At 69.2% G+C, this 17,045-nt stretch carries 15 protein-coding genes; 12 read left to right on the forward strand and 3 right to left on the reverse strand.

The window, feature by feature from the left end:
• Positions 1 to 39 precede the first annotated feature (39 nt).
• The 8 genes from V5D55_RS11730 (at position 40) to V5D55_RS11765 (ending at position 8,652) form a co-directional block, all read left to right on the forward strand.
• Positions 40 to 903: a ketose-bisphosphate aldolase gene (locus V5D55_RS11730; RefSeq protein WP_435743182.1), complete on the forward strand. Its 864-nt coding sequence runs from the start codon at positions 40 to 42 to the stop codon at positions 901 to 903.
• Positions 904 to 948: 45 nt separating this feature from the next.
• Positions 949 to 2,145, forward strand: coding sequence for an ADP-dependent glucokinase/phosphofructokinase (locus V5D55_RS11735; protein WP_435743184.1), 1,197 nt, complete (start codon positions 949 to 951; stop codon positions 2,143 to 2,145).
• Entirely contained in the window at positions 2,142 to 3,119 is a 978-nt protein-coding gene (locus tag V5D55_RS11740) for a class I mannose-6-phosphate isomerase (protein ID WP_435743186.1), read from the forward strand. Before V5D55_RS11735 ends, V5D55_RS11740 begins: the two co-directional genes overlap by 4 nt.
• Before the next feature lie 156 nt (positions 3,120 to 3,275).
• Positions 3,276 to 3,749, forward strand: coding sequence for a DUF3817 domain-containing protein (locus V5D55_RS11745; RefSeq protein WP_435743188.1), 474 nt, complete (start codon positions 3,276 to 3,278; stop codon positions 3,747 to 3,749).
• Positions 3,746 to 5,332 (forward strand): glutamine-hydrolyzing GMP synthase, encoded by a 1,587-nt coding sequence (gene guaA, locus V5D55_RS11750; protein ID WP_435743190.1) that lies wholly within the window; start codon positions 3,746 to 3,748, stop codon positions 5,330 to 5,332. Before V5D55_RS11745 ends, guaA begins: the two co-directional genes overlap by 4 nt.
• An 8-nt stretch (positions 5,333 to 5,340) precedes the next feature.
• On the forward strand, positions 5,341 to 6,726 hold the full coding sequence (locus V5D55_RS11755) for a glycosyltransferase (RefSeq protein ID WP_435743192.1): 1,386 nt from the start codon (positions 5,341 to 5,343) through the stop codon (positions 6,724 to 6,726).
• A 197-nt stretch (positions 6,727 to 6,923) separates the two neighbouring features.
• Positions 6,924 to 7,349, forward strand: coding sequence for a YciI family protein (locus tag V5D55_RS11760; protein WP_435743194.1), 426 nt, complete (start codon positions 6,924 to 6,926; stop codon positions 7,347 to 7,349).
• Positions 7,350 to 7,362: 13 nt separating this feature from the next.
• On the forward strand, positions 7,363 to 8,652 hold the full coding sequence (locus V5D55_RS11765; protein WP_435743196.1) for an RNA polymerase sigma factor: 1,290 nt from the start codon (positions 7,363 to 7,365) through the stop codon (positions 8,650 to 8,652).
• 73 nt (positions 8,653 to 8,725) lie between these two features.
• On the opposite strand, the gene V5D55_RS11770 is transcribed toward V5D55_RS11765, so the two are convergent.
• Complete coding sequence (locus V5D55_RS11770; RefSeq protein ID WP_435743198.1) at positions 8,726 to 8,998, reverse strand: GlsB/YeaQ/YmgE family stress response membrane protein; 273 nt, start codon at positions 8,996 to 8,998, stop codon at positions 8,726 to 8,728.
• 182 nt (positions 8,999 to 9,180) lie between these two features.
• Positions 9,181 to 10,098, reverse strand: a complete 918-nt coding sequence (locus V5D55_RS11775; protein ID WP_435743200.1) for a Bax inhibitor-1/YccA family protein — start codon at positions 10,096 to 10,098, stop codon at positions 9,181 to 9,183.
• 90 nt (positions 10,099 to 10,188) lie between these two features.
• On the opposite strand from V5D55_RS11775, the gene V5D55_RS11780 reads away from it, so the two are divergent.
• Complete coding sequence (locus V5D55_RS11780) at positions 10,189 to 11,175, forward strand: glycerophosphodiester phosphodiesterase family protein (RefSeq protein ID WP_435743202.1); 987 nt, start codon at positions 10,189 to 10,191, stop codon at positions 11,173 to 11,175.
• Between the two features lie 21 nt (positions 11,176 to 11,196).
• On the opposite strand, the gene V5D55_RS11785 is transcribed toward V5D55_RS11780, so the two are convergent.
• A complete protein-coding gene (locus V5D55_RS11785; RefSeq protein ID WP_435743204.1) occupies positions 11,197 to 11,595 on the reverse strand; it encodes a YccF domain-containing protein in 399 nt (132 codons plus the stop codon).
• An 89-nt stretch (positions 11,596 to 11,684) separates the two neighbouring features.
• Between V5D55_RS11785 and V5D55_RS11790 the strand changes: the two genes are divergently transcribed.
• The 3 genes from V5D55_RS11790 (at position 11,685) to V5D55_RS11800 (ending at position 16,924) form a co-directional block, all read left to right on the forward strand.
• Complete coding sequence (locus V5D55_RS11790; RefSeq protein WP_435743206.1) at positions 11,685 to 12,677, forward strand: ABC transporter ATP-binding protein; 993 nt, start codon at positions 11,685 to 11,687, stop codon at positions 12,675 to 12,677.
• Entirely contained in the window at positions 12,674 to 13,690 is a 1,017-nt protein-coding gene (locus V5D55_RS11795; protein ID WP_435743208.1) for an ABC transporter permease, read from the forward strand. The genes V5D55_RS11790 and V5D55_RS11795 overlap by 4 nt, the downstream gene beginning before the upstream one ends.
• A 129-nt stretch (positions 13,691 to 13,819) precedes the next feature.
• The gene (locus tag V5D55_RS11800; protein WP_435743210.1) at positions 13,820 to 16,924 is read left to right on the forward strand and encodes a lamin tail domain-containing protein; all 3,105 of its coding nucleotides are present in this window, start codon (positions 13,820 to 13,822) and stop codon (positions 16,922 to 16,924) included.
• The last annotated feature ends 121 nt before the right edge of the window (positions 16,925 to 17,045 follow it).

Here is a 17,045-nt window from a genome sequence, read left to right on the forward strand (position 1 = left end):
CACCCCGCACTTCGACCATCACGAAAACAGGAGAAACACGTGCTCTACACCGGCAAATCCATCCTCGATGTCGCGAACACGAACAACTTTGCGATCCCCGCGTTCAACATCAGCGATTGGGCGATGTTCAACGGCATCATCGACATCAGCGAGGAGCTGGCCGCACCGGTCATCATCGCGATCCACCCGGACGAGGTCTCGCACGTCACCACCGACCTGATCGCGGCGATGCGCTCGCGGGCACATCGTGCCAGTGTCCCCGTCGCCATCCACTGGGATCACGGCGGCACGTACGAGCAGATGGTCGTCGCGATCCAGGCGGGGTTCACCTCGGTCATGATCGACGCGTCGCTGCTGCCGTTCGACGAGAACGTCGCGCTCACCCGCAAGGTCGTCGAGGCCGCGCACGCGGTGGGCGTGCAGGTCGAGGGCGAGCTCGGCACGATCGGTGCGAACGACAGCTACGGCGAGTCCGGCGCGGCGGAGATCATCTACACGAACCCGGATGACGCGGTGCGCTTCGTGAACGAGACCGGCGTCGACAGCCTCGCGATCGCCATCGGCACCTCGCACGGCCTCTACCCGGCCGAGAAGAACCCCGAGCTGCGGCACGATCTGCTCGAGCAGATCAAGGCCGCGGTCAAGATCCCGCTCGTGCTGCACGGTGGATCGTCGAACCCCGATTCCGAGCTGCGCCGCGCGGTCGAGCTGGGCGTGAACAAGATCAACATCTCCAGCGACATCAAGGTGTCGTACCACAACCGCATGCGTGAGATCCTCGGCACCGACGAGCGTCTGCGCGAACCGAACGCGATCCAGCCCGAGCCGATCGTCGCCATGAAGGCGACCGCGGCTGAGAAGATCAAGCTGTTCGGTGCAGACGGCAAGGCAGGTCTGTACTGACGCACGCGATTCGACAGTGAGGGCGTTCGACGGATGATCGGCGACGTGGACAGGAAGCTCGTGCTCGGGCTCGGCGGAACCGTCGACTACGAGCTGCGGTGGGATGTGGCCGTGCTCGAGCGGCTCGCGGAGGAGCACGGCGTGCGCCGGGACGAGCTCACCCTCACGGCGCAGATCGTCGACGAGCGCTCTCTGCTGATCACCGTCCTCGCCTTCGCTGCGGCGGGGACGGGAGCGGAGCGCTTCGTCGCATCCTCCGACGTCGTCGAGCGCTTCGCGGCGCACTTCGCGTACGACGTGACGCTCGGCGGCACGGGGGTGCGCGCGGGACTCGTGCTCGACAGCCTCGGCATCCCGAGCGTGCAGCACCTGGTGAGCATCGACGACAACGTCCGCCGGCTGCTGCCGCGCGCGATCACGATCGTGTCGTCGGCAGCCGAGGACACGCTGGATCCGCACCTGATCGTGCAGTACCCGGCCGGCGCGCGCGTGCGGCTCGTCGACGGCGAGATCGTCTCGCCCGGCGCCAACCGCCTCATCTTCGCGAACGATCCGCCGAACCGTACGATGGCGATCGCCCCCGCTCTCGCGGATGCGCTCTCCCAGGCGGCAGCATTCCTGATCTCCGGGTTCAACACGATGCAGGACCACGACCTGCTCGTCCATCGACTGCATCAGCTGCGTGTGGCGATGCGGGAGCTGCCGGACGACGCGCTCGTCTACTACGAGGATGCCGGGTTCTACACGCGTGCCTTCGCCGAGACGGTGCGCCGTCGACTGCTGCCGCACATCGACGTGTACGGCATGAACGAGGACGAGCTGCAGGAGTACCTCGGGCGCGCGGTGGATCTGCTGGACCCGGCGGCGGTGGTCGCGGCGCTCGACGAGGTCCGCGCGATCACTCCCGTTCCCGCCCTCGTGGTGCACACGCGGTACTGGGCGCTGGCGGTCGGATCGGATGCCGCTCGGCATCGCGCCGCGCTCGAGAGCGCTGTGCGCGTGGCGGCGACCCGCTACCGCCTCGGTGACGGGTTCAGCGCGGAGGATGCCGACGAGACCTCCACCATGCGACGTCACCACGGGGGAGCGGAGCTCGTCCGGGCGGTGGAAGAGGCGATGCCGGATGCCGCGGGCGTCGCCGCCTTCTCCCTCGATGTCGCGACCCCCACCACGATCGGCCTCGGAGACACGTTCGTCGGCGGTTTCCTCGCCGCCCACGCGCCGTCTGGAGCACACTCGTGAACCCGATCATCCTTCCCGCCAACCGCCCGGCGGAGCGCTTCTACCGCGGAGGTGCGCGCATCTCCGCCTTCCGCGGCGACGCGGAGTCGGCGCCCCGAGAGCCGGAGGACTGGGTCGGCTCGACCACCACGATCCGCGGCGAAGAGGCGCTCGGGCTGACCACCCTGCCCGACGGGCGCGTGCTTCGCGATGCGATCGAGGCGGATCCCACCGCCTGGCTCGGTCATGCGCATGCGCAGCGGTGGGGCGCGGATGCTCGCCTGCTGGTGAAGCTCCTCGACGCCGGCCAGCGCCTTCCGGTGCACGCGCATCCGCATGACGACTTCGCCGCCTCGCATCTCGGACGCGCGCACGGCAAGGCCGAGGCCTGGTACATCCTCGAGGGCGGAACGGTCCATGTCGGGCTGCGCGAGGACATCGCGGCGGAGACTCTCGCCGCCCTCGTGTCCGGTCAGGACGTCGACGCGCTCCTCGGGCTCCTGCACGAGATCGAGGTGCATCCTGGTGACGTCGTCTGGGTGCCGCCGGGAGAGCTGCACGCGATCGGCGCCGGTGTGCTGCTGCTGGAGCTGCAGCAGCCGGAAGATCTCTCGATCCTCCTCGAATGGGAGGGGTTCGCGATCGACGGCCCCCGGGAGGGGCACCTCGGCCTCGGGTTCGACCTCGCACTCACCGCGATCACCCGCACGGCGCGGAGCGTCGTCGACATGGGCGCTCTCGTGCACGCAGCCCCTGCATCGGGCTCGGTGTTCCCGCGCGATGCGGACGCCTACTTCCGCCTCGAGCGGATGCCGGTGCACGGTGCGGCTGTGCTGTCGCCCGGCTTCGCGATCGTCGTCGTGACGACCGGTGCGATCGACCTCGCGGGGGTGGCGCTCGCCGCGGGTGCGACGGTCCTGGTCCCTGCGGCGGCCGGACGGCTGCAGGTCAGCGGCGACGGCGAGCTGCTGGTCGCGCGCCCTCCGGCGCCCTGAGACGCCTGCTGTGCACAACCGCGGACCCAGGGCTCGACACGCCGCCGGGACGGATGAGTGCCCGGGGTGTCGCCCCCGATCTCCGAAGTCGTGCACGGCGCAGCGGGCGGTGAGACGACCGAATCGGGGCATGCGCGCGCCGTCTAGACTGGGAGCATGCCCGAACCGAAAGTCGCCAGCTTTCCGGCGATCCGCGGTGCGCTGAAGTTCTACCAGATCGCGTCGATCATCACCGGAGTCATGCTGCTCCTCCTGGTCGCCGAGATGGTGCTGAAGTACACGCCGATCCACCTCGAGTTGTACGCCGGGGGTTCCGGCGGGCCGCTCTGGTTCGCTCCGGTCGTCGAAGGCCCGGAGGGACTCGAGTCGACCGGCGACGGGTTCAACCTGTCGCTGTTCATCCTCGTGGCGCACGGCTGGTTCTACGTCGTCTACCTGTTCGCGTGCTTCCGCATGTGGAGCCTGATGCGCTGGCCGTTCCTGCGCTTCATCCTGCTCGCGCTCGGCGGTGTCATCCCGCTGCTGTCCTTCATCATGGAGACGATCGTCGCCCGCGACGTGAAGACCTATCTCGCCACCAGGGAGGCGGCAGAGGCCGCTCCCGCCCACGCCCCGGAAGGTGTCCGTTGACCGAGCATTCCGAGACCGAGCAGCGTCCTGCGCTCGTCGTCGACTTCGGCGCGCAGTACGCGCAGCTGATCGCCCGCCGCGTCCGTGAGGCCGGCGTCTACAGCGAGATCGTGCCGCACACCGCCACCGCCGCGGAGATCGCGGCGAAGAACCCGGTGGCGATCATCCTCTCCGGCGGGCCTTCGTCGGTCTACGAGGAGGGCGCACCGCGCCTCGACCCCGCGGTGTTCGAGCTCGGAGTGCCGACGCTCGGCATCTGCTACGGCTTCCAGTACATGGCGCAGACCCTGGGCGGCGAGGTCGCCCACACCGGTCTCCGCGAGTACGGAGCGACGGATGCCGTCATCTCGGGCGACGGCGGAACCCTGCTCGGCGGCCAGCCGGCCGAGCAGAACGTGTGGATGAGCCACGGAGACCAGGTCGCGAAGGCACCGGAGGGCTTCGCGGTGCTCGCCACGACCGACGCCACCAAGGTCGCGGCGTTCGCGAACGAGGAGCGCGGCTTCTACGGCGTGCAGTGGCACCCCGAGGTCAAGCATTCCGACCACGGCCAGCGCGTCATCGAGAACTTCCTGCACAAGGGCGCCGGTCTCGCGTCGGACTGGAACAGCGGCAACGTGATCGCTGAGCAGATCGAGCGCATCCGCGAGCAGGTCGGAGATGCCCGCGTGATCTCGGCCCTCTCCGGCGGCGTCGACTCCGCCGTCTCCACGGCCCTCGTGCACAAGGCGATCGGCGACCAGCTCACCGCGGTCTTCGTCGACCACGGTCTCCTCCGCAAGGGCGAGCGCGAGCAGGTCGAGAAGGACTACGTCGAGTCCACCGGCGTGCGGCTCATCACGGTCGACGCGGCAGACACGTTCCTCGGTCACCTCCAGGGCGTGACCGACCCCGAGGAGAAGCGCAAGATCATCGGTCGCGAGTTCATCCGCGCGTTCGAGAAGGTGCAGCTCGACCTCGTCGCCGAGGCGAAGGCATCCGGCGGCGCCCCGGTGAAGTTCCTCGTGCAGGGCACGCTCTACCCGGATGTCGTGGAGTCCGGCGGTGGCGCGGGTACCGCGAACATCAAGTCGCACCACAACGTGGGCGGCCTCCCCGACGACCTCGACTTCGAACTGATCGAGCCGCTGCGCGCCCTGTTCAAGGACGAGGTCCGCGCGATCGGCCGTGAGCTCGGCATCCCCGATGCCATCGTCGGTCGTCAGCCGTTTCCGGGGCCCGGTCTCGGCATCCGGATCATCGGTGAGGTCACCGCTGATCGTCTCGAGATTCTGCGTGAGGCCGACGCCATCGCCCGCGAGGAGCTGACGAAGGCGGGCCTCGATCAGGAGATCTGGCAGTGCCCCGTCGTGCTTCTCGCCGACGTCCGCTCGGTGGGCGTGCAGGGCGACGGTCGCACCTACGGTCACCCGATCGTGCTGCGTCCGGTGTCGAGTGAAGACGCCATGACGGCGGACTGGACGCGTCTGCCCTACGACGTGCTGTCGAAGATCTCGAACCGCATCACCAACGGTGTCCGCGACGTCAACCGCGTCGTGCTCGACGTGACGTCGAAGCCGCCGGGAACGATCGAGTGGGAGTAGGGGACGCCATGTCCCCGGATGCGGCGCCGGCCCTGCCGGATGCCGAGTACCTGGTGTTGTCGAGCCGGCTGATCCCCGGCCTGGATGGCGGGTACACGATCGCGACGCTCGCGCGCGCCCGGCAGCTGGCGGGAGCGGGAGTCGCCGGCGGTTCCGGTCCGCAGCTCCTCACCTTCGACCCGGGCACCGCGGCGGCGCACGCCGAGCACCGGCAGACGTTCGTCGCGCAGGGCGCACTCGCGGATCCCTCTCGGATGCGCAACCTGTTCGACGAGGCCGTGGCGCCGGGCGGCGGAGCGGCCGAGTGGCTGCGGGCGGGGGCGGATGCCGGCGCGAAGGGCGACCCCGCCGTCGAGTACCGCGTGCTCGAAGACTCCGACGCACGGCCGTTCCTCTCGCTCCCGGTCATCCCCGGCAATCCGGACTGGCACCTCACCGAGGAGCCGGTGCTGCTCCACGACGCCGCAGGGGAGGTCGTCGGCGGCGTGCGCGGGTTCCGCGGTCTCTACCGGGCCTGGCTCGATCACGTCACGGCATCCCTCGGCGACCGCACGATCGTCGTGATCTGCGAGTCGCGGCAACTCGGCGAGCTCATCGCGGACTGGTCGGACCCGCGCGTGCGCATCGTCCACACGATCCACACGATCCACCTCGAAGCGCCCTACACCGCCGATGCGCCGATCAACGGCCTCTGGACCCGCTTCTTCGAGATCGCCGACCGCTTCGACGCCGTGATCTGGCCGACCGCCACGCAGCGTGACGACGTGGTCGCCCGGTTCGGGGCGGCGGCGCAACACGAGGTCGTGCCCAACCCGATCACTCCGGTCGAGCCTCGAGACGACCTGCGCGAACCGGGGCTGGTCGTCGCGCTCGGGCGCCTCGCCCCCGGCAAGCGGCTCGATCACGCGATCCGCGCCTTCCTCGCAGCGGACGTGCCGGGAGCGCGCCTGGAGATCTGGGGCGGAGGGCCCGAGGAGGAACGCCTGCGCGCGCTGATCGAAGAACTCGGTGCGGGTGACCGGGTCCTTCTCGCCGGGTACACGAACGATCCGGGGCGGGTGCTCGATCGGGCCTCCCTCGTGCTCACGGCCACCGCATTCGAAGGTCAGCCCCTCGGGGTCGTCGAGGCTCTGCTCCACGGGGCTCCCGTCGTCTCGTACGACGTGCGCTACGGCATCCGCGATGTTCTCGGCGTCGGAGGGGGAGTGCTGGTACCGGGCGGAGACGTCGTCGCGCTCGCTGCAGCCGTGCGCCGCGTGCTGACCGAACCCGGTCTCCTCGCACGGCTGGCGGCCGAGGCGCCCGGCATCGCCGCCGCCTGGACCCCCGAGCGTTCTCTCGCGGCGCTGACCGCGGTGATCGCCGCCGCCACGTCCCGCCCGCCTCGACGCTGACGAAGCCTGGCCCCGGCACCTCTGCTCCGGTCGCACTTCTTCACGCGACTGACCGCCGGATCGCTGTAGGTTCGCGACCGGGACGGTGCTGAAAAGAAATCTCAAAAACTTTCTCGCACGATGTCGATCTGTGTCTTTCCCGTTCGACGTCTGTAATGAGAGGGTCGAGAGACGGCCCCTCGAACAAGGAGAACATCATGAAGTACATGCTGATCATGCGCGCGACCGACGAAGCAGTCGAGGCGTTCAACGAGATCCCCTTCGAGCAGGTCATCGAGGCCATGGGCAAGTACAACGAGTCGATGATCAAGGCGGGCGTGCTCGCCGCAGGCGAGGGACTGACGGATGCCGCTGAGGGCTTCGTCGTCGACTTCAGCGCCGAGACCCCGCTCATCACCGACGGCCCCTACGGCGAGACCAAGGAGCTGTTCAACGGCTTCTGGATCCTCGAGGTGTCCAGCCGGGAAGAGGCAGCAGAGTGGGCCAGCCGTGCACCGCTCGGCAAGGGTTCCTTCCTCGAGGTCCGTCGCGTGACCGACGCCTCCGACTTCCCGGCCGACAACGAGTGGATCGAGAAGGAAGCCGGCTGGCGCGACGAGCAGGCGCAGCGCGCCCAGCAGTGAGCATGCTGCGGCGATGAGCGATTCCTCCGGCAGCGACACGGCGCGTTCCGCCCCCGATCACGGGTCGGCGGAACGCGCCGTCGCCGCCGTGTGGCGCATCGAGTCGGCCCGCATCGTCGGCGCCCTCACCCGCATCGTCGGCGACTTCGGCCTCGCGGAAGACCTGGCCCAGGAGGCTCTCGTCGATGCCCTGCGACAGTGGCCGATCGACGGGGTGCCGCGCAACGCGGCGGCCTGGCTCACGGCCGTCGCGAAGCGCAAGGCGATCGACGGCTGGCGCCGGCGGGAACGGCTCGACGAGCGAGTCGCGCTGATCGCCCATGACCTCGAACGCGAGCAGGCGGAGGGAGGCGACATGCTCTGGGATCCGGATGCCGTCGACGACGACGTCTTGCGGCTCATCTTCATCGCCTGCCACCCGGTGCTCTCGAAGGAGGCGCAGGTGGCGCTCACACTCCGCGTCGTCGGCGGGTTGTCGAGCGAGGAGATCGCGCGAGCGTTCCTCGTCCCGACCGCGACCGTGCAGCAGCGGATCGTGCGGGCGAAGAAGACCCTCGCGGCCGCGAACGCGCCGTTCGAGATGCCGCCCCGCGAAGAGCACGCTCAACGGCTCGGAGCGATCCTGGGCGTGCTCTACCTGATCTTCAACGAGGCGCACGCGGCGTCGAGCGGCCCGGAGTGGATGCGGCCCGAGCTCAGCGACGAGGCGATCCGGCTCGGCCGGGTGCTCGCAGCGCTGATGCCGCGGGAGCCTGATGTGCACGGGCTGCTCGCCCTCATGGAGCTCACGGCCGCCCGGTTCGCCGCGCGGGTGGATGCGAACGGCGACCCCGTGCTGCTCGCCGACCAGGACCGGCGCCGGTGGGACCGCAGCCGCATCACGCGCGGACGCGCCGCCCTGGCGACGGCCGATGGGATCGGGCGGGGACGTGGCGCCTACAGCCTCCAGGCGGCGATCGCCGAGTGCCATGCTGTCGCGGCCTCCGTCGACGAGACGGATTGGGAGCGGATCGTGCTGCTGTACGAGGCGCTGGGGCGGATCTCACCCTCGCCGGTCGTCGAGCTGAACCGCGCCGCCGCCGTGGCCATGGCGACCGGGCCGGCATCGGCGCTGCGGATCATCGACCAGCTCTCCGCCTCCGGCGCGCTGCGCGGCTACCATCTGCTACCAGCGACCCGGGGAGAGCTGCTGCTGCGGCTCGGGCGCGATGACGAGGCTCGCAGCGAGTTCGCGACAGCGGCAGGGCTGGCCGGGAACGACAGAGAACGGGCTCTCCTCGAGCAGAAGGCCCGCGGGGCATGAAAGAGCCCGCCCCCTCGAAGAGCTTTCGCTTCCGAGGGGACGGGCGTCTGACCGTTCTGCGACGCGGTGTGCGTCAGTTACGGACCTTGTTGCCACGGCCGGCGATCAGGCCGTAGATCAGCAGCACGATGATCGCGCCACCGATGGCCAGCAGCCAGCTGCTGATCTCGAAGAAGCTGTCGACTCCCACGCCGAAGACGGCGGAACCGATCCATCCGCCGAGAAGTGCACCGACCACGCCGAGCAGTAGCGTGATGAACCATCCGCCGCCCTGCTTGCCCGGAAGGATGAGCTTGGCGATGGCGCCGGCGATCAGGCCGAGAAGAAGGAATCCGAGGAAACTCATGGTCTGCTCCTTGCTTTACTGTGTAGGACTCCCGGGGTGCCGGGAGTTCGTCTCACCACTATCCACGGATTCATAGAAAGCGCGACACCCCCTTGCGCGCACCTGCCCACGTATGGCAAGAGGCCCGCCTCCGGAAGGAGACGGGCCTCTCGACGAGGTGTGTGATCAGGTGACGGTCGTGATCAGTTGCTGCGGACGATCGCGATGATGCGCAGGATCTCGACGTAGAGCCAGACGACCGTGACCATGATGCCGAAGGCACCCATCCAGCCGAACTTGCGGGGAGCGCCGTTGCGGACGCCCTGCTGGATCTGGTCGAAGTCGAGCACCAGCGAGTACGCGGCCATGATGACCACGAGAACGCCGATGATCAGGCCGAGCGGGATGCCCATGATGTTCTCGCTCAGCAGGCCGAACGCGTTGTCGTTGATACCGGTCCACATCAGGACGAGGTTCAGCAGCGAGAAGACCATGTAGCCGACCATGGCGATCATGAAGACCTTGGTCGCCTTCTTCGACGCGCGGATCTTCCCGCTTGCGAAGAGCGCCAGCGTGACGCCGACGACGGAGACGGTGGCCAGCGTCGCCTGGACGACGATGCCCGGGAACAGGACCTCGAAGAATGCCGAGATGCCACCGACGAACAGGCCCTCGAACACGGCGTAGGTGAAGATCAGTGCGGGACGCACGGTCTTGCGGGAGGTGAACACGATGACCATGGCGAGCACGAAGCCGCCGAGGGCGCCGATGATCCACGGCAGCATGTTCGGCATGAAGCCGCTGTACGGGTCCTTCTCGGGGGCTGCCACGCCGCCGAGCGTCCACACCCAGCCGATGGCTGCGGCGACGAGGAGGATGCCGAACAGGCCGGCGGTCTTCCAGACGGTGTCCTCGACGGACATGCGGTCGGTCTCGATGGCGCCGGCAGGCGGGGAGGCGTACATGCCCTCCAGCTGCGCGTTGGCCGCGGCATCCATCACACCGTGCTGGAACGATGCGGTCTGCGCGCCCTGAGCAGCCTGAGGACCGCCCGGGTAGGTCGCGACATTGCGCGGATCCTGCTGCTTGAACGCCGGGTTGTTGAAGGCGAAGTTGCTCATTGGTGGGCCTCACTCCAAAAGGGGGTCGTAGGTCGCTTTCCTCTACGATACTCGCGCAGGACCGACAGCGGGGTGTTCTACGCTGAGAGCGTGCCCAGGAAATCGCCCCTCGTCATCGGCCATCGCGGTGCGCCCGGCTACCGTCCCGAGCACAGTCGCTCCTCGTACGAGTTGGCACTGGCCATGGGCGTCGACGCGGTGGAACCCGATGTCGTCGCCACCAAGGACGGCGTCTTGATCGTCCGCCACGAGAACGAGATCTCCGGCACGACCGACGTCGCGCAGCATCCGGAGTTCGCCGACCGCAAGACGACGAAGCGCGTCGACGGAGAAGCGCTGACCGGCTGGTTCACCGAGGACTTCACCTGGGCCGAGCTGTCGACCCTCCGCGGACGTGAGCGGCTGCCCGAGGTGCGCGTGTCCAGCGCGAGCTTCGACGACGCGCAGGCGATCCTGCGTCTCGTCGATGTGCTCGACATCGTGCGGCAGGGCTCAGAAGAGTACGGCCGCGAGATCGGCGTGGTGCTCGAGGTGAAGCACGCGACGTACTTCGCCTCGATCGGGCTCGATCTGGTTCCTCTCATCGAGGGCGAGTTGCGGGAGGCGGGCTGGGCCGACGGCGAGCTGCCCCTCATCATCGAGAGCTTCGAGTCGACGGTGCTCGGCCAGTTGCGCGCCCGGGGGATCGTCGCCTCCTACGTCTACCTCATCGAGGCGGCCGGTCGGCCCTACGATCTGTTCGTCACCCAGGGCAAGCAGGCGCTCACCTATAAGGCCACCGTCACACCAGCGGGGCTCGACGGCCTGGTCGGGCGGTTCGACGGCATCAGCGTGGACAGGAAGATGCTGCTCGCTCGCGGCAACTCGATCGTCGCGGACGCGCATGCGCGGGGCCTGAAGGTCTTCACGTGGACCTGTCGCCCGGAGAACGCGTTCCTCGCCCCGGAGTATCGCGGTTCCGGAGGCCGCGGCGCCTTCGGCGACTACGAGGCGGAGTGGGGCGTCATCGCGCGCACCGGGGTCGACGGCGTCTTCGTCGACCACCCCGATCTGGGCGTCGACTTCTTCCGCGGCTGACGGGGCCGCAGAACTCGGCCGTCAGAGCTTGCGGTCGAAGGCCCCGCGGCGGGTCGACACGATCTCCTTGCCGAGCGGCATGAGTGACACCGGCACCATCTTGAAGTCCGCGATGCCCATCGGGATCCCGATGATCGTGACGCAGAGCAGGATGCCGGAGACGATGTGCCCGATGGCCAGCCACCAGCCGGCCAGGATCACCCACAGCACGTTGCCGAGGAACGAGCCGACGCCGGACGTCGGTTTGCTGACCACTTCGCGGCCGAACGGCCAGATCGCATAGCGCGCGATGCGGAACGACGCGATCGCCCAGGGGATCGTGACGATCGGGATGCACAGCAGGACGCCGGCGAGCAGATACCCGAGGAAGAGGGCCCATCCGGCCAGGATGACCCAGATGATGTTGAGGATCGTGCGCATGAGCCGATTGTGTCATCCGTCGGCTCGGGCGGCTGGGCATCCGCCCGGAGGTCCCGGGTTCGCGGGCGTTCGGATGCCAGACTGACCGCATGACCGGAATCGTGGTGCAAGACGTCAGCAGAGCGTTCGGGGCCGTGCAGGCCGTTCGAGGCGCCACGCTCCGAGCCGAACCCGGTCGTGTGACGGGACTCGTCGGACCGAACGGCGCGGGCAAGACCACACTTCTGCTGATGCTCGCATCGCTCCTCGCCCCGGACTCCGGCAGCATCAGCATCGGCGGTGTCGACCCCGCGACGGATGCGCTGGCCGCGCGGCGGATGCTGGGGTGGATGCCGGACGCTCTCGGCGCCTGGCCGTCGCTGACCGCCCGGGAGACCATCGTCACCACGGCGCGTCTCTACGACATCCCGAAGCCGGAGGCCGCGGTGCGTGCCGAGCAGCTGCTCGCCCTCGTCGGTCTGGCCGACCTGGCGGACTCGCCGGCCAAAGTGCTCTCGCGCGGGCAGAAGCAGAAGCTCGGGCTCGCCAGGGCGCTGGTCAACGACCCCCGGGTGCTGCTCCTCGACGAGCCGGCATCCGGACTCGATCCCGAAGCACGCGTGCATCTCCGCGTGCTGCTGCGCCGCTTCGCCGCGGAGGGGCGCACGGTGCTGATCTCCAGCCACATCCTCTCGGAGCTGGAGGAGGTCGTCGACGACGCGGTGTTCCTCGTCGCGGGGTCCGTCGTCGATGCGGCTCCGGCACAGGCGAGCGTGCGCGGGTGGCGGATCCGGCTCGCCGGTGCCTCTCCCGAACGCATGGCGGCCGACACCTGGCAGGTCGCGTCGAGTCTCGGCCTCTCGCCGGACGCCCTGGTCTCCGACCGAGGAGCAGTGCTCGTCGGCTTCGCGAGCGAGGACGCCGCCGCGCAGTCCCTCCGTCGGCTGGTCGAGGCGGGGCTGCCGGTGGCGGAGTTCGCACCGGCGCAGAGCGCCCTCGAGCACACCTTCCTGAATCTGCATCCGCAGCCCGCTGCACCGGCGACGGCACCGCCGCCATCGCCGTCGGCAGCACCGTCGACCGGAACGGAGGCGGGCGCATGAGCCTCACCCACATCGGGACGATCGCCCGGCTCGAGCTGACCCAGCGCCTGCGCAGCGTCAGCTGGTACATCCTCCTCGGCGTGTTCGCCGTCCTCCTCCTCGGCATCACCGGGCTCGCGTTCGCCGTCTACTCCTGGGGCGATGCGGTGGGAGCGGGCGTCTATTCGATCGTCGTCAACATCGTCCTGCTGCTCGTCGTGCTGGTCTCGCCCACCCTCAGCGGCAATGCCATCAACGGAGATCGAGATGCGGCGACGCTCGCCGCGATCCAGGTGACCGCCGTGTCCACGGGCGACATCATGGTCGGCAAGCTCCTCGCGGCGATCGCGACGGGAGGCGCCTTCCTCGTCGTCGCGCTGCCCTTCCTGGGGGTTTCGTTGCTGGGCGGCGGCGCAAATCCCCTGGTGCTGCTCATCTCCCTGCTCGTCCTCGCCGTCGAAATCATCGTCGTCGCCGCGATCGGGGTGGGGTTGAGCGGCCTGATCGCGCGCCCGTTGTTCTCGGTCGCGACAACGTACCTGGTGGTCGCCGGCCTCGTGATCGGCACATTGATCGCCTTCGCCCTCGGCGGTATGGCGGTGCGGAGCGAGGCGACGAGCTACAACCGTCCGTACGACTCCGCCGGCAACGTCGACTGCGAGAGCTGGGACACCTCCACCTACGAGGTGCCGAGGTTCGATCTGGTGTGGTGGGTGCTCGCGGCGAATCCGTTCGTCGTGCTGGCCGATGCGACGCCGACCGAGTTCACGGCCGAGGGGTATCCCGTCGACCTGTTCGGACAGATCAAATCCGGCGTACGGAGCGCTCAGCTGTCTCCGCTCGAACAGCGCTGGGATGAGTGCGGCATCGGCGGCAGCTATCGCACGCCACAGGATGTGATCAACTCCACGGTGCCGAGCTGGTTCGTCGGGCTCGGCGTGCAGATCGTCATCGCCGGCTCACTCTTCGCGGGCGCATGGGCACGCACGCGCACGCCGGCCAGACGACTGCCCCCGGGGACTCGCATCGCCTGACGCTCGGAGGGGCAGTCGGGAGAACGGACACCTGCCGTTCACTCGCCGTGCACCGAGGGGTACCCCTGCGGCCACGCGGCATCGGTGGTCTGGAGGCCTACCCGTCTGAGTCTCGACCCAGGAGCCCCCATGCCCCGCCTGCAGCATGCAGCGGCGGTCACGGTGGTGTTCGCGCTGAGCGCCGCCGCCCTGATCGCCACGCCACTCGCCGCCACCGGCGCCGAATCCGGCATCCGTCCGTCCTCAGAGATCGCGGGTGCCGCGAGCGCTCCCGGTCTCGTCCTGAACGAGATCGTCTACGACGACGCCGCGACCGGCCTCCCCGATCAGGTCGAGCTCTACAACGCGGGCACCGAAGCGGTCGACCTCGACGGCTGGTCCATCTCCGACGAGAAGCGGGACACCTTCGGCCACGCACCGGAGGGCACCTCGCTCGCGCCCGGCGCGTTCCTCGTGCTGGTGAAGGACGCGGACTTCCCCTTCGGGCTGGGCAAGGGCGACGAGGTCGTCCTCTACGACCCTGCCGGGACCGTCATCGACTCCTACGCCTACGAGAACACTGCGCCGCTGTCGGTCTGGGCGCGCTGCGCCGACGGCACAGGGGAGTGGGCGCACGCCACGGCCGCCACTCCGGGAGCGGCGAACGATTGCGCGGTGACGCCGACGACCGGCACCATCGCGATCAACGAGGTCGACTCGCAGCCCGCCGACTGGGTGGAGTTCCACAACGCCGGCGACGAGGCGCTCGACATCTCCGGCTACGAGATCCGCGACAACTCCGACGACCACCGCTGGCAGTTCCTCCCCGGCACGAAGATCGCCGCCGGCCAGTTCCTCGTCGTCGAGGAGGGCACCATCGGCCTCGTCGACGGCGTCGAGACGGCGTTCCGCAACCCGATCGGCATCGGTAGCGCCGACCGCATCCGGCTGTACGACGCCACCGGCGCCATGATCGACGACACCCTTCCGTGGAACGGTCATGCTGCGATCGACGGCGACTTCGCCGCAGCCACGCTCGCGCGCTGCCCCGACGGCGAGGGTGCCTTCCTGCTGGCGCACCCCACCCCGGGTGCGGCGAACTCGTGCGTGATGCCGGATGTGGTCATCAACGAGATCGAGTCGAACGGCGACACGACCGACTGGGTGGAGGTCGTGAACCTGAGCGGAGCGTCCGTCGACGTCTCGGGATGGTCCGTGATGGACAACGACCCCAACGGGCACGCCGCCGAGACCACGCCGCTCCCGGCCGGCTCGACGCTGGCAGCGGGCGCATACCTCGTGTTCGATCAGCCCGCGAACTTCAGCTTCGGGCTCGGCAACGGCGACACCGTGACGATCCGCGACGCGAACGGGAACACGGTCGACGAGCACGTCTACGCCGCGCACGCAGACGGCGTGTGGGCCCGCTGCGCGGACGGCACGGGTGAGTTCACCGACATCGCCGTCTCGACGAAGGGGCTGCGCAACGCCTGCGGAAACCCGGTACGGATCAACGAGGTCGAATCCGACGGCGGCTCGCCCGATGACTGGGTCGAGCTGGTGAACCCGACGGATGCGGCGCTCGACGTGTCCGGCGTCGTCGTGAAGGACGATGATGACACGCACGCCCATGCCCTCCCGGCCGGCACGTCGATCGCCGCCGGGGGTTTCCTGGTGATCGAGCGCGACCAGCTCGGGTTCGGCCTCGGAGGCGGCGACAAGGTGCGGCTCTTCGACGGCGATCTGCTCATCGACGAGACCAGCTGGGGCGAAGGGCACGCGGCGACGACGTGGGGGCGCTGCCCCGACACCACGGGTGTGTTCGCGGTCACGGCCGAAGCGACCAAGGGTGCGGCGAACGTCTGCGCCGGCGAGGTCTCGGTATCTCCGTGGCCAGGCTCCGCCGACGTGCGCGTAGTCGACAGCATCCCGACGTTCCTCGAGGACAGCTCGGGGCTCGACGTGCAGGAGACGGCCGACGGCGCGTTCCTCTGGGCGGTCGACAACGGCGAGGGCCGCATTTGGAAGCTCGAGGCGCACGCCGACGGATCGGTGAAGAAGGTCGACGGCTGGACCGACGGCAAGCGCGTCCGTTTCCAGAAGGATGCCGCGAACCCCGCTGCCGCCGGTCCCGACACCGAGGGCATCACGATCGACGGCGGAGGCGACGTCTACGTCGCCTCCGAGCGCGACAACAGCGCCAAGGGCGTCAACCAGAACGTCGTGCTGAAGGTGGATCCGGATGCCGCGGCCGGCGACCTCGTCGCCCAGCAGGAGTGGGACCTCACCGCGCTGCTCCCCGCCGTCGGTGCGAACCTCGGCATGGAGGCGGTGCAGTGGGTTCCGGACTCGGCGCTCACGGGTGCGCTCTTCGATGACAACACCAGCGCCGCCTACGACCCGGCGGACTACGCCGGACACGGCAGCGGGCTGTTCTTCGTCGCGGTCGAGGACAACGGCCACGTCTACGCCTTCGCGCTCGCCGCAGGCGGTACCGCGACGCTGGTCTCGGAGATCGCTCCCGGTCTCACGGGTGTCATGGCACTCGACTACGACAGCGTCCGGAACTCGCTGTGGGCGGTCTGCGACGACGGCTGCGGCGGGCGCTCCGCGGAGATCACCCTGAACGGCACGGCGAAGCCGGGGATCGCGCACTTCGCGCGTCCGGCGGGCATGCCCGACATCAACAACGAGGGCTTCGCCACGGCGCCGGCCTCGCTGTCGGTCGACGGCCAGCGACCGGTGTGGTGGTTCGCCGACGGCTTCGCCTCCGAGGCGCTGCGCACCGGCACCCTTCCGGGGGTGGATGACGAGAACCCGGGCGAGAACCCGGGCGGCGAGAACCCGCCCCTTCCCGGCACGGGCCTGGTCGACGGGAACCGGAACGGTGTGACGGTCGATCCTGCCGTCGCGACGCGCGGCCAGAAGGTCACGGTCACGGTCGGTCCGGCTGCCGCGGGCGAAGATGTCGCCGTCTGGCTGTACTCCGACCCCGAGCGGATCGCGACCGGCACGCTCACCGCATCCGGGGCGATCACCGTCACCGTCCCGACGGATGCCGCGCTCGGTGCGCACCGCGTCGCGGTCTACGCCACCGACGGCACGCTGCTCGGCTGGGCGGACATCCGGGTCACGGCAGGAGCGGGCGGTCTGGCGACCACGGGTTCGGAGCTTCCGATCGCCGCGATCGCGCTGGCGCTGATGCTGCTGACCGCGGGGGCGGTGGCGGTGCGACGTCGGAAGCGGGTGGCCTGAGACGGCGGCGGTCTTTCTTTCGAATCGCGCACCTGGTCGTGTTCCGGCCGGATCACCGACCAGGTGCGCGATTCGAAGGGTGGCCGACCGCGGTGTCGGTGCCGACGCCTAGACTCATAAG

This window comes from Microbacterium sp. PMB16, assembly GCF_051294855.1.
In the GTDB taxonomy this organism is placed as follows: Bacteria; Actinomycetota; Actinomycetes; order Actinomycetales; family Microbacteriaceae; genus Microbacterium.